Here is a 14,270-nt window from a genome sequence, read left to right on the forward strand (position 1 = left end):
AACTGTTTTCTTGCTTGAATTTGTTATTCCCATATATTTTTGATATTGCTCATAAGTGTAATATCTTCTATTCGTAGGAGTTCTATGTGCTTTTAATTTTCCAGTATTATCTCATCTTTGCAAAGTTAATACTGATACATTTAAAAGTTCTGCAAATTCTTTTGGTTTATAATTTTTACTCAAATATAATCACCCCTAAATATATCATATTACATTTGATTATATTTGAATATATTTTTAATAACTATTAATATTCTCCTTTACAATTAAAATTCTATATTACTAGCACTAATATTTATTGCTACAAATGTTAGAATACTTGCTATAAAATTTTGCCATCCATTATATATTTCATTATAATCATCTGACTGATTTTTTAAATTATTAAAATTGTAATAATTTATATTATTTTCTTTATTAGACTTCTTCATATATAAATTCCTAAAATAATTTTATATTATTATATGAAAGACAAGTATTTATTTTACAAATTACTTTTATTTATTCGTTCTTAAGTACTCCCATTTTTACACCTTTATTTATTATTTCTAACACAACATTATATAATTCACATGATGTGTCCTTTATTATTTTCATTCTATTTAAAACCATTGATTTTGTAGTTTTATTTTGTTTCCATGACACACCACCAGTTGCAATATTATTAAGAATTGGTTGTAATCTATCTAATGTATTTGCATATTTACTTTCTGGAGTTTTCATTTCTTCAAATTCATTCCATAATTCATAAATAAAATCAGCTTGATCCTTCGGAAGTATGTTAAATATTCTGTCAGCAGCCTTCTTCTCTCTTGTTTCCTTAGTCTTATAACCTTCAGTATCATAGCAGTAGGTATCTCCTGCATCAATTTCAACTAAATCATGAATAATAACCATATTTATAACTTTTGTTATATTAATGTCTTCTTTTATATATTCTTTTAAAATAGGAGCCATTAGTGCTAAATGCCATGCATGTTCTGCATCATTTTCTCTTCTTTTAGATTGTGTTAAAAGTGTTCTTCTAAGTATTTCTTTTGATTTATCGACTTCTACTATAAATTCAAGTTGCCTTTTTAATCTATCTTGCAATTACCTTTCCTCCTAACTTAATTTATTTTTATAATTTATATTATACTTTATTTTTAATTAGTAAAAAAGAACATAACAAACATAAAATCTCTTTAAAATGAAAATCATTTTAAAGAGATTTTATGTTGATATACTAATAGGAAGAATAATAATAGATACCCCTTCACATTTAAGTCTTGGCATTTTAGGCACAACAATTCCAGAGGACTCTAAAACATTGCAATAGGGCAAAAAACTATTTAATACACTTTCATAATATTCCTCTTGAGATGTTTTTCTAAGAAGACTTATACTTTCACCTGGTTTTGCAACATGAATAACTTTTCCAAATACTGTACATGGGCAATCAATCATATCATAAATATATGAAGTATTATTCATAAAAAAGCTATTATTTACATTTAATATAGCAGATGTATCACCACATCTTAATATAAGATCTTGTGTATTATTCCTATTTAAAATTTCATTTAATTTACTTAACATTTTACATATAGATGTATAATTAAATATGCTTCTATTTTTACACTTAAACTTACTTTCAGATGATGGAATTATTGTATTTAAATTATCACATCCAAAACAATCAAATAATACCTGAAGGGATTCTATATATCCTTTAATAGATTCTGAAGTTAAAATACCTTTTATTTTTATATAGTCACCTTCACTTACCTGACCTTCCCTTACAGTAGTATTTTCAAGCTTAACTATTTTATTTGCAGTATCAAGCTGCTGAAAAAGTTGCCCATGCAAATTAAAGGTTGTATATATTGTTTGAAGTTCTTCTTCTCTTCTAATAAAATCTCTATTTTCAGCATCTACTTTATTATGCCAGGTTTCTTCATTGTGACATACATTAGAATTATTGTTAACAACAAATCCTTCTCTTATATCTTCAGCTCCCCTATTTTCATCAAACATGTGATTTCTATTATCTGATCCTATTCTTTCTGATAATGATTTATCTTGAATTAACTTTGTTGTTCTTATTTGTATATAGCCACTTAAAACAAGTGAAGATAAATTTTTAACAAGTCCTTCATCTAAATACATAAGAAGTCCTAATGATCCTTCACCTAAAAATGAATTAGCCACCTATAAAACTCCTCAAAAATTTTCATCTTATATATTTTTACTATAAATTATAGCTATCTATGACTATTATTTATTTGCCTCAATATATTTTTCTACTTGCTTTTTTAAAATATCAAATTGAACATTTCCTGTATCTAAAATTATTTTATTAAATTCTTTTACATTAAAGTTATCTTGAAGTTCTTTTTCTGCATAACTTTTTAACTGAAGCATCTCTATTTTCCCAATGGAATATGGAAGCATAATGCCTGGATTTGCAACTAAATTATTAAAATACTCTTCAGCTAAATTATCACTATCTATAAAATATTTTTTTAGATATTTTTTTAGATCTCCTAAATCCCATCCTTCATAATTAACTCCTATATCCATTCTTGTATAAATAAGCGAATTTGCAAAATTTGTACTTTTTATATATTCTTTCAAACTATTATCTAAGTTTAAAAAATCAAGGGAACTATCTGAGGCATATTCTGCCCATCCTTCTGCATAACCTAAGTTTTCTGTTAAAAATCTTATAGGGTTAGGATTTTTTTCACAAAAATATACATGTTGATAAAGATGTCCTGGGTAGGATTCATGTGCAAGAGTAGTATATAAAAGATTAGGGTTGTCTTTTACTGCACTTTCATTAATTTTTATATGATTATTATAAAAATCGTCTATTCTTGAACTCATATAATAAGCAATTACCCCATCTACTTCCAAGGATTTTGACTGGTAATCTACAGTAAAATTAGTTTCTCCTATTTCTGGATAGTAATTGTCTATATTTTCTTTTAGATAATTAATAATATTTTCAGGAACATTATCTTTAACACTTAAATTGTCAGAATCATTCATTGTATTTTTTGAATTTTGCGTAATAACTTTTATTGCATCATCTAAATTTTCATCAACTTCATTTATAATTTTTCTCATAGATTTATTTGTTCCAGTTGAAATTTTCACAAGATATTCATAATAATCTTTTCCTTTTTTATAATTGCATAAGCCCTCATTATTAGTACAAGTACCCTTGAGACTTGTTAATGTTTCTATAACATTTTCATATGATGGAATAATATATTCCTTTACTGCTTGTTTGTTTAATGCTTTATAACCTTCCTTTTGCTCTGATGTAAGACAATCTAAGGAGTCGATTTTAGAATTAAATGATGACTCAAAAGGATTATCTTTAGATTCTAAAAAAGTATTGCACTGTTGTAGTACCTTATCTACAGCATAGTCAGTCATAAAAAATCCTTCATCTGACTGTTTTTTAGTATATTCAAGTGCACTATCTATATATTCCTTGAAATTTTTTTCAAGTTCAATGTAATCTTCTACATCTTGCTTATTTTCAATAATATATTCAATATAACTAGTAGGGGCATTTGATATAATGCCCTTACTAGGTGCAAAAAGGCTTTGATAATCAGGAAGCTTTGACATTTCAATTTCATTATTTAAAAATTCTTTCAATGTATCATAGGTTATTTTTTGCTCATCATTCAATTTATAGTAATCAAAATCTTCTAGTTTATTAAGAACTTCTGTATTTTCCTTTATTGCATCTTTATTATATTCTTCTGAGATGTTATTTATTTTTATTTCATTTGTTTTTATTGCATATTTATTGGGATTTTTAAGCATAAAATTAATAGAAAAACTGTCATTTTCTAATGAATCTTTAAATTCATCTGTACAAAATTGATCAAATAATGCAATTTCTTCTTCTGCAGTCCTTCCATTATCCTTAAAAGATTTGCATCCCACTAAAGATATGGAAAAAATAAATACAAAAGCTAATGACAAATATCTTTTTAAAAAATTTTGCTTGTTTAGGTTGTTCATCCTAACAACTCCTTATGCTTTTCCTTCTTAATAAAATTATTCCCAAAGCAATAAAAATAATACTAAAAATAAAATAAATAATTATATTTACAATATTTATATCATTGCTAAGTACAAATGGTATTTTTTCAACTAATGTATTTCCATATACAGATATTACTACCGCAACTGCATTATTTAAAAAATGCATTATCATAGATGTTGCTATACTTTTTGAATAATACACACTTATTGCTAGTGCTGCTCCTAAAATTCCAACAGTAAACATCTTTATAAAACTCATATGATATAAGCCAAAAATAAGTGATACAAAAATAATTGCTGGAATCTTATTAAACTTTTCCTTTGCAGCTGAAAATACAAATCCCCTAAAAAATAATTCTTCTACTATTGCAGGTATTAATGCCACAACAATTATTAGACTTAAAGTGCTATGACCTTCCATTAAGTTATTAATAACTTCAAGATTTTGTGCACTTTCAGGCATTAACCTTTGAAGGGGTATAGATATTAAATTAATTAATATAAATGTTCCAAGCCATAAAATTATAGATGCTATTATACTTAAAACCTTAGGCTTTCTTAAACTCAATGTATTTTTTATGTTACATTTTGTATAAATAATATAAAACATTGAAATTACAAGTAAAATAACTTGATTAGATAATGCTCCAAATAAACCATATTTAAATTGAAAATAAGAACCTATATAAATAATTAAAATTAGTCCTATTCCTAAAATTAAAATGGAATCTTGAATGCTTGGGATACCACCTTTTTTAATATTTGCTCTTCTCTCAAATAGCTTAAATTCATATTTATTGCTTCCAAATAGTATATTTTCACTATTATAAACCTTACTTAAAAACATAACTGTTACAAAACTATAAAATATATTTGATAAGAGAACAATTACAAGCACTCCTATATTTATCTTAAAAAGCATAACCTCTTTAATTAAAAGTGCTAAATTAACAACAGGTATTATAGCTGTAACTTTTGTTAAAGACACATTTGGAATAAATGATATATAACTAAGCATCATTAAAACAAGCATTAATGGAGTAATGTAATTTTGTGCCTCTTTAAAGGTTTTTGCAAATATACAAACACTCATAGCTAATGATGTAATAAATAATGCAAAAGTTATTACACATAAAAATACGATTATAACAGCTGGTACAAAAGAATATACATTTATATCTAATGTTTTAGAATCTAATAGCATACTTTTCATAGAATTATACATATAAATTCCTACAAAACTCATAGATAAAATATTAGCTATGGCAGATATTACTGAAATAGTTGAAACTGCAAGAAACTTACTAAATATAAGTTCCTTATTACTTACAGGTAATGTTAAAATAGTTTCTAATGTACCTCTTTCCCTTTCTCCTGCCGTAGTATCAATAGCAGGATAAATAGCACCTAGAAGAATACTTACAATAAGTAGCATTGGAATAATCATTCCTAAAATATTACCTACAGATTGCTCATTAGATGCATAATTTTCTTCTTTAATTTCTATAGGCTTTAATGTTTCATCAACATCAAGTCCTGCATCTTTTATTATTTCTTTACTTAATGTCAAATTATAATCTTCTAAAACTTTTTTTAGTGCTAATTCACCATTAGAAGAATTACTTTCTGATCCAATATAATTTATTTTATAAGAAATTTTATTATCCATTTTTTCATCTGTTATAAAACAATCAAGCTTATTATTTTTTAAATCATCTAAATAATCACTTGTATCTAAAATATTAAAATTGTAATCTTCATTATTTTTAATGTAAGATTCTAATTCATTTTTAGATGATCCTTCTTCCATATCAATAGCAATATTATATTTATGCTCTTTGCTACTACTAGATATATATGTTCCAAGCTGAACTCCGCCTATCATAAGTAATGGATAAAGCAAAATAGGAAGAACAACCATCATTATTATAGTTTTTTTGTCTCTTAAAATATCCATTAATTCTTTTTTATATAAAGATAATATAGTTTTCATTACTTTGCCTCCAGATTTACTAATGATTTAAATGTTTCCCTTAAGCTATTAGTGCTTGTCTCTTTTTTTAGTTCCTCTGGAGTTCCAGAGGCTATAATTTTTCCTTTATGAATCATTACTATTCTGTCACAAAGAAACTCGGCCTCTTCCATATAGTGAGTAGAATATATTACTGATTTACCTCTTTTCTTTTCGCCCTTCATAAAATTAATGATTGTTTCACTGCTTAATATATCTAATCCTAATGTAGGTTCATCAAATATATATATATCTGGATTATGAATAAGACATCTAGCTATAGAAGCTCGTTGCTTTTGACCAGTTGATAATTTTTCTATTCTATTATCTCCAAAGTCTTGCAAATTCATTAAATTGAATATTTCATTAATCCTGTTTTCTATCTCACTATCTTCCATCTTATATACTTTTCCTAAAATATTAAGAATTTCACGTATACTAAATCTTCCATAAAGCTTTGTATTTTCTGATAAATATCCTATGTTCTTTTTTATTTCAATAGGATCAATTAGTACTCTTTTATCTTTAGTTTTTATAACTACCTGCCCTGAAGTAGGTTTCATAAGTCCTGAAATAATCCTAAGAAGTGTTGTTTTTCCTGCACCATTAGGACCTAAAACCCCAACTATCTCACCGCTATCTACTGCAAATGAAACATTATTTAATGCATAAAATTCTACTTTTGTTACTTCTTTTGAAAATAATTTAAATTTCTTTTGCTTTTTTGCTTCATCTTTAATGAAAATCTTGCTAATATTATTTGCTTCAATCAAAATGTATCCCCCTTAAATTAAAAATATAATACTATTTTACAATATATGTCTCTATGTTTCCATAATATTATTTTTTTCCTTAAAGGCTTCTGTTTCATTAATGTGCTTAAAAATCTTTTCAGTTTGATTCCATCTATCATTACAATTTAATACAACGATTATTATATCTCTATCCTTATGCCTTACTGATGAAACTAAACACTTTCCAGCCTGACCAGTATAGCCAGTTTTCACACCATTTGCACCAGGAATTTTCCATAATATTTTGTTTATGTTGTTATAATCTCTTGTAAAATTATATTTATCTTTACTTATAGATTTTGAACCTACAATTTCTCTAAATGTATCATATTCAAAACCCTTTGATGCAAGAAGAGCTAAATCATAAGCAGTTGAATAATGATCCTCTGAATCAAGACCATGAGGAGTTTTAAAATGTGAATCTAATACCCCAAAGCTTACAGCATAATGATTCATAATATTAGCAAAATCATCTACATTACCAGCAATACCTTCTGCTAAAGCTATTGCAGCATCATTGCCTGATTTAAACATAAGTCCATATAAAAGTTCCCTTACAGTTACTTTTTCATTTTCAGCATAGCCAACTTTAGATCCTCTTACACTACATGCATTTTTACTAATTATGTATTCCTCATCTAAATTGCCTCTATCTATAGCAATTATTGCTGTTAAAATTTTGGTTGTACTTGCCATTGGAACAAGCTCATAGGCATTTTTCTCATATAAAACATCTTTTGTTTTAGAATCAATTGCAATGGCACACCTAGCATCTACATTCAATTTATCAGAAGCATAAGAATTTATTGTTTGAAAAAAATATCCATTAAAAATAAAGCAAAAAACTAATAATAATATAAAGATTTTAGTAATTCTTTTCATAATAAAATCACCCTTATTTTCATAATATATTTATTATGCTTAAATAAAGGTGATTTTATTCATATATTAATAATTTATTCATCTAAAGAATCTTCTTCATTTTCTTCTCTTTCTTTAAGTGTTTCTTTAATAGACTCTTCATCCACACCAAAAACATCAAGTGATGGAAGCTCTTTTAAATCATTAAGTCCAAATTGTCTTAAAAATTCTTCTGTTGTTCCAAATAAAATTGGTCTTCCAGGCACATCAAGTCTACCTACTTCTTTTATAAGATCTTTTTCTATAAGTCTTTGAATAGCACTTTCTGATTTAACACCTCTAATTTCATCTATATCAATTCTTGTAATTGGTTGCTTATATGCAACAATTGCAAGACTTTCAAGAGATGCTTGTGAAAGAGATTGTCTTTTATTCTTCTTTAATAATTTTTGAATATACTCTCCATATTCTGCTTTTGTAACAAGTTGGTATGAACCATTTACAGAAATAAGCTTTATACCTCTTTCTGACATTTCATATTCAAGAATCATTTCACCTAATATTTCTTCAACACTTTTAGGTGTAGCTTCTAAATTTATTGCAATATCTCTAAGGGATATTGGTTCGCCACTTACAAAAAGCATTGCCTCTATAGCAGCCTTTATATGACCTTTTTTTGATGTTCCCTCAAATTCAAATTGTACACCATCTAACTTATTCATTAACACTTTGCCTCTCTATTAATATTTCTCCAAAATTACTATTTTGATAAACCTTTATAACCTTTTGCTTTATAAGTTCTAGCATGGCTAAAAAGGTAACTATACATTCTATTTTACATTCACATTCTTTCATTAATGTAGAAAATTCCGTAGACTTACCACAAACTAGTTTTTGAGATAAATACTCTACTTTATCTTCAATTTTATATTTATCTACATATATCTTTTTTTTAATTACATTTGCCTTATTTTGCTTATTTACATATATATCTAGCAAATTATTATATATATGATATAAATCAAGTAATGTTATATTTTTAAATATATCATCATTATTTACAGAACTATCTTTAACCTCTTCTATAATTTCAGGCTTTTTAGTATATATATTTCCTGAATTTCTATATCGTTCTCTAAAAAATGCTGTAGATTCTTTTATTTTTTTATATATAATAAGTTTTTCAAGAAGTTTCTTTTCTATATCTTCTTCATCCTCTTCATCTTCTTTTTTAGGCTTTGGCAGAAGCTTTTTAGATTTTATTTCTATAAGAGTTGCAGCAACTACAATAAACTCTGAAGTTATTTCTAAATCCATTTGCTTCATTTCATCTAAATATTTTAAGTACTGATTTGTAATCTTATATATTTCAACATTATATATGCTCATTTTATTTTTTCTAATTAAATGTAAAAGTAAATCAAAAGGTCCATCAAAATCGTTGATTTTAATATTGGGCATTTGCATATTTAATCTCTCCCTTTTTTTACTTTCTAAATAACATTATATTTATTATACAATATACTACAAAAAACAACTAGCATTTTTTACGTATGATGCAAAAAGACAATAAATGCACTTTAATTCATAAATAAAGTACATTTATTGCCTTTAAAACTAACTAAAAAGATTTTTTATATTATATTTTATATTATCTAAAATACCACCCTTTTCAATATCCCTATCACAATATATTTCTACTTGACCTACCTTTTCATCTCCAAGATAAACTTCACATTTTCCTACAATATCACCAGCACTATATTTGTCTTTAATATCATCTAATATTATTTTCTTTTGAAGTTCTCCATCAATTCCTTTTGGAAGTACAACTTCTAAATCTTCTTTTGCTTTTGCAATAAATGTTTTGTTAGTCTGTTTACTCATAGGAACTTCTTCTATATCCTCATCTTTAGAAACAAGTTTTTTACCTTGATACTTAGAAAATCCATAATTAAGTAAAAGCCCTGCATCTCTATTTCTTATTTTATATGTTGGAGATCCCATTATTACTGATAACATCCTTACACCATTTCTTTTTGCAGTAGCAGATATACAATATTTTGCTTCGCTAGTATAACCTGTTTTTAGTCCATCGCAGCCATCAAAAAATCTAACGAGTTTATTATGATTTACTAGTTCAATAGGACTCTTTCTACCTTCAGAAATAGTTTCCATGTACGTACCTGAATATTTAAGTATTTTTTCATGTTTTAAAAGTTCTCTCGACATAATAGCAATATCCCTTGCAGTAGATAAATGTCCTTCACAAGGAAGACCATTACAGTTTTTAAATGTTGTATTTTCCATTCCAAGTTCCTTAGCCCTATTATTCATTAATACAACAAACTCCCCTTCTGTTCCTGCTAAATATTCAGCTAATGCTACAGCCGCATCATTTCCAGATGCAATAGCAACTCCTTTTAAAAGTTCTTCAACAGTTCTTATTTCACCTGTTTCAAGAAGCATAGTACTGCCACCCATATGCTTAGCATTTTCACTACATGTAACTTCATCATTTAATGATATTTTATTATTATCAACTGCTTCCATAGTTAAAAGCATTGTCATTACTTTTGTTACAGATGCTGGTGCAAATTTTTCATCTATATTTTTTTCATATAATATTTTACCAGATATAGGTTCCATAAGTAATGCTGACTTAGCCTCAATATTTTCCATAGTTCCTTCTTCACTAACTGCATAAGCTAAAGAACAAGGAAGCATTTCCATAAAAAATATTCCTTGTAACATAATTAAAATTATTTTTTTAAAAAATTTTTTCATATAAAAATCCTCCTTCCTAAAAATATTGTTTCCATAAAAATAAAAAATATCATAACAAAACATGCTTTGTTATAATATTTTTTATAATTAATCATATATATCAGAAAATTCTATATCTGCTTTTTCTGTATTATCATTTTCATATTTAATATTTAAATCAGTAACAGGCTGATTTTCTAAAATTACATTAGGGAGTTTTATTAAAAATACACTTCCTTTTTCACTAGTTGATTCTACATAAACTTCTCCATTATGTAATGTTATTATTGATTTAACTAAGGCTAAACCAATACCACTTCCTTCTTTTTTTCTTTTTAATGACTTGTCAGTTTGAACAAATCTTTTGAATATCATATCCTTAAGTTCTTCTGGAATTCCTATTCCTGTATCTTTTACTCTTATATATACATAATCTTTATCATAATCAATATTTACAGATATACTTCCACCTTCTTTTGTAAATTTAATTGCATTAGAAATTAAATTTAATATAACTCTTTCAATATTTTCAACATTGCACTTTATTTCAAGTTCTTCAATTGACGTATCAAAGGTAATATTTAATTTTTTTGCCTCTACATAAGGAACTGTAGATAATGTTATATCTTCAACTAAACTTACTATATCATGATTAACGAACTCAAATTTTGTGTTTTTTGTATCATATTTACTTACATCTATAATATTATTTACCAATCTTAGTATTCTAAAACAATTTTGTTTTATAGTTTTAGAGTACTTATGATAATATTTGTTAAGCTCATTTTTATCAGATTCTTTTCCATTTAGCAATTGAATACATGAATATATAATATTTATAGGAGTTCTTAATTCATGAGACATATTTGCAAAAAATTCAGTTCTTATTTTATTGTATTCTTTTATTTCATTATATTTTTCTGTTATTTTATTTAATTTTTGTGTTATAGCAACATTTCTACATACTAATATATATCCCCTTAATTCACCATTAATGTCATATACTTTTCTAACTATTGTTTCAAGGGGAATAATTTTAGAATTATTAATACTAATTGAATTTCTAACAATAGTACTTTTTATTTCCTTGCATTTTTTAAATTCATCAACCATATTTTCATTACAACTTACAACAAATTCTTTATAATTTTTACCTAAAACATCTTCTAATTTACATCCTATATTTTTTAAAGAATACTCATTAACATACTCTATTGTTCCATTCTTATCAATATGAACTATAAAATCTAATGTATTTTCTGATATGGTATTTAATCTTTCTTCACTTTCTCTAAGCTTTTCATTAGCACTATATTCTTCTGTAATATCAATGTAACTATATAAATCAACATAAGATTCTGGAAGAATTATTCTTCTACCCTCAATTTTTACATATCTATTAATTTTATCAACTACAATACCACTATATTTCCCTATATTCCTAAGTTCCTTTAAAATTAGATTATTATTAAAAAATTGAGCGAAATTCACAGATTTCTCAAGAGCACTATATTGTTTCTCAAGAGACAAGTTTTCACTACAATATCTATTTCTAACAAGTTCATTTGCATAAAGTACTCTTCCATTATCAGATAATAATACAAAATTATTATCTGGATTGTTTTCTACAAATTTATAAAATATATTAAGATTAAATTTTAACTCTTCACTTTCATTTATTTTTTGTATAGTTTCATGAAAAAACCTATTATTATAACACAAACAGCTAAAATACCAAGTATTATATTTATTCCTGATGCATAATCATAAGAAAATTGTGTTTTAACTACATATAATTTTTTTATTGCAATAATATTAAGTGATAATGCTATAAAAAAGTATATATTTCTCCCTATACCTTGAAAAGTTTCTTTATATATTTTCAGTGTTACAATAATTGTAAAAATAGCCATAATAAGTCGAAGCATATTACCACCTTTTATTGCCATTATTTTCCCTATGAAAATATTCATAGAAAATTCATATAAAAAAACAAATAATAGTATTCCAATAGTTACATACAAATATTTAACTTTTTGCTTAAGAATAATTCTACTTATCTTATGATCTTTATATAAAAATACTAAATAATCAATTGCAAAAAAAATAAAATTTAGTACTAGAAATATAGATATATAATTTTTTCTAATGTATTCAAAAAAACAATTATTATAAACATACTCTATAGTTATTAAAATAAAAGCGTGAGCAACTAAAAAAATAACATCATTTTTATATGTATAATAAAGAATATACATACTGCCAATTGAAATTATAGATGTAGAAAACAAAACTCCTCTAAGTATGTATATCCTTTGCCATGTAAATTGAAAGTTACATTGGCCTATTAAAGCTATTTCTAATATAATCATTAAATTTATTGCAATTATAATAATATTATTGCTATTATTAATTTTATCTCTTAGTAACAAAATGTCCTCCAATTATTTATATAAATTTATATTTTTTCTAATTATACCCAAATAAATATACCATATTTTCTCAATACAGTCCAATATAAATTATTTATTTCTTCATAACATAACACAAGACTTTGCAATTATAAATTCTTCATCAGTAGGAATTACATATACCTTTACTTTAGAAGTATCTTTTGATATTTCTAAAGCTTTTCCTCTTACTTTATTTTTTTCTTTATCAATTTCTATTCCAAGACCTTCAAGACCCTTTAATATTTCATATCTAGTCTCTGGACCATTTTCACCAACTCCTGCTGTGAAAACAATAGCATCAACTTTACCTAGTGCAGCCATATATGCACCTATAAAAAGTTTAATCTTATAATGAAATGTATCCAATGCTTTTTGGGCCATGTGATTTTTAGAATTTGCTGCATTTTCTATATCTCTAAAATCAGGACTTAAATTACTTAATCCATACACACCTGATTTCTTATTTAAAATATCATCCATTTCTTCTATAGAATATTTATACTCTTTCATTAAATAAAGAATAATAGCCGGATCTAAACTTCCAGATCTAGTACCCATAATAACTCCATCAAGAGGAGTAAACCCCATAGTTGTATCTATGGATTTTCCACCATCAATAGCACAAAGAGAGGCACCATTTCCTAAATGGCACGTTATTATTTTTAAATCTTTTATATCCTTATTTATTATTTCTGCTACTTTCCTTGAAACATAATAATGAGATGTACCATGAAAACCATATTTTCTTATATGATCTTTTTCATAATATTTATATGGAATTCCATAAAGATAAGCTTTTTCTGGAATTGTTTGGTGAAATGCAGTATCAAATACAGCTACATTTTTTACACCTGGCATAATTTTCATAAAAGTTTCTATTCCTATTAAATTGGCTGGATTATGAAGAGGTGCAAGCTTAAAGCACTCTTTTATGTGATTTATAACTTCATTATTTATAAGAACAGGACTAGAATATTTTTCACCTCCATGAACAACTCTGTGCCCTACTGCATTAATTTCATTTATAGAGTCAATAGCACCATTTTGTTTATCTGTTAAGGCTTCCATAACAAGCTTTATTGCATCATTATGATTTTTAATATCCTTATTAATAATAAATTTTTCATTTTTTCTTGTATTTTGTTTAAGCCTTGAATCATTTATACCAATTCTTTCTACTAACCCTTTTGCTAAAACTTCTTCATTCTGCATATTGTATAATTGATATTTTAAGGATGAACTGCCACAATTAATTACTAATACTTTCAAATTAAAAACCTCCATAAAAAATAAAAATTGGTAAAGAAATCAAATATATTTTTACCATTATACTTA

General features: G+C 25.5%; 13 protein-coding genes and 1 pseudogene. All 14 read right to left on the reverse strand.

Going from position 1 to position 14,270, the window contains the following annotated elements; genetic code table 11:
• A pseudogene (locus ACTNAO_RS07620) lies at positions 1-183 on the reverse strand (MerR family transcriptional regulator); the annotation flags it as partial.
• A gap of 83 nt (positions 184-266) precedes the next feature.
• Entirely contained in the window at positions 267-431 is a 165-nt protein-coding gene (locus tag ACTNAO_RS07625) for a hypothetical protein (protein WP_441027823.1), read from the reverse strand.
• Positions 432-501: 70 nt separating this feature from the next.
• Complete coding sequence (locus ACTNAO_RS07630) at positions 502-1,092, reverse strand: HD domain-containing protein (protein WP_441027824.1); 591 nt, start codon at positions 1,090-1,092, stop codon at positions 502-504.
• A 120-nt stretch (positions 1,093-1,212) separates the two neighbouring features.
• Positions 1,213-2,190 carry a DUF6414 family protein gene (locus ACTNAO_RS07635; RefSeq protein WP_441027825.1) on the reverse strand — a complete coding sequence of 326 codons (978 nt, stop codon included), beginning with the start codon at positions 2,188-2,190 and terminating at the stop codon, positions 1,213-1,215.
• A 66-nt stretch (positions 2,191-2,256) separates the two neighbouring features.
• A complete protein-coding gene (locus ACTNAO_RS07640; protein ID WP_441027826.1) occupies positions 2,257-4,026 on the reverse strand; it encodes a DUF885 domain-containing protein in 1,770 nt (589 codons plus the stop codon).
• Between the two features lies 1 nt (position 4,027).
• The gene (locus ACTNAO_RS07645; RefSeq protein ID WP_441027827.1) at positions 4,028-6,043 is read right to left on the reverse strand and encodes an ABC transporter permease subunit/CPBP intramembrane protease; all 2,016 of its coding nucleotides are present in this window, start codon (positions 6,041-6,043) and stop codon (positions 4,028-4,030) included.
• Positions 6,043-6,834 carry an ABC transporter ATP-binding protein gene (locus ACTNAO_RS07650; RefSeq protein WP_441027828.1) on the reverse strand — a complete coding sequence of 264 codons (792 nt, stop codon included), beginning with the start codon at positions 6,832-6,834 and terminating at the stop codon, positions 6,043-6,045. The genes ACTNAO_RS07645 and ACTNAO_RS07650 overlap by 1 nt, the downstream gene beginning before the upstream one ends.
• A gap of 51 nt (positions 6,835-6,885) precedes the next feature.
• Positions 6,886-7,737 carry a D-alanyl-D-alanine carboxypeptidase family protein gene (locus tag ACTNAO_RS07655; RefSeq protein ID WP_441027829.1) on the reverse strand — a complete coding sequence of 284 codons (852 nt, stop codon included), beginning with the start codon at positions 7,735-7,737 and terminating at the stop codon, positions 6,886-6,888.
• 74 nt (positions 7,738-7,811) lie between these two features.
• A complete protein-coding gene (scpB, locus tag ACTNAO_RS07660; RefSeq protein WP_441027830.1) occupies positions 7,812-8,438 on the reverse strand; it encodes an SMC-Scp complex subunit ScpB in 627 nt (208 codons plus the stop codon).
• Positions 8,431-9,183 (reverse strand): segregation/condensation protein A, encoded by a 753-nt coding sequence (locus tag ACTNAO_RS07665; protein WP_441027831.1) that lies wholly within the window; start codon positions 9,181-9,183, stop codon positions 8,431-8,433. The genes scpB and ACTNAO_RS07665 overlap by 8 nt, the downstream gene beginning before the upstream one ends.
• A 150-nt stretch (positions 9,184-9,333) precedes the next feature.
• Positions 9,334-10,503, reverse strand: a complete 1,170-nt coding sequence (locus ACTNAO_RS07670) for a D-alanyl-D-alanine carboxypeptidase family protein (protein ID WP_441027832.1) — start codon at positions 10,501-10,503, stop codon at positions 9,334-9,336.
• Positions 10,504-10,590: 87 nt separating this feature from the next.
• Positions 10,591-12,204 (reverse strand): ATP-binding protein, encoded by a 1,614-nt coding sequence (locus ACTNAO_RS07675; RefSeq protein WP_441027833.1) that lies wholly within the window; start codon positions 12,202-12,204, stop codon positions 10,591-10,593.
• Positions 12,159-12,914 (reverse strand): hypothetical protein, encoded by a 756-nt coding sequence (locus ACTNAO_RS07680; RefSeq protein ID WP_441027834.1) that lies wholly within the window; start codon positions 12,912-12,914, stop codon positions 12,159-12,161. The genes ACTNAO_RS07675 and ACTNAO_RS07680 overlap by 46 nt, the downstream gene beginning before the upstream one ends.
• 102 nt (positions 12,915-13,016) lie before the next feature.
• On the reverse strand, positions 13,017-14,204 hold the full coding sequence (locus tag ACTNAO_RS07685) for an acetate/propionate family kinase (protein WP_441027835.1): 1,188 nt from the start codon (positions 14,202-14,204) through the stop codon (positions 13,017-13,019).
• Positions 14,205-14,270: the final 66 nt, after the last annotated feature.

It is taken from the genome of Clostridium sp. HCP1S3_C6 (assembly GCF_052066735.1).
Taxonomy (GTDB): Bacteria; Bacillota; Clostridia; order Clostridiales; family Clostridiaceae; genus Clostridium.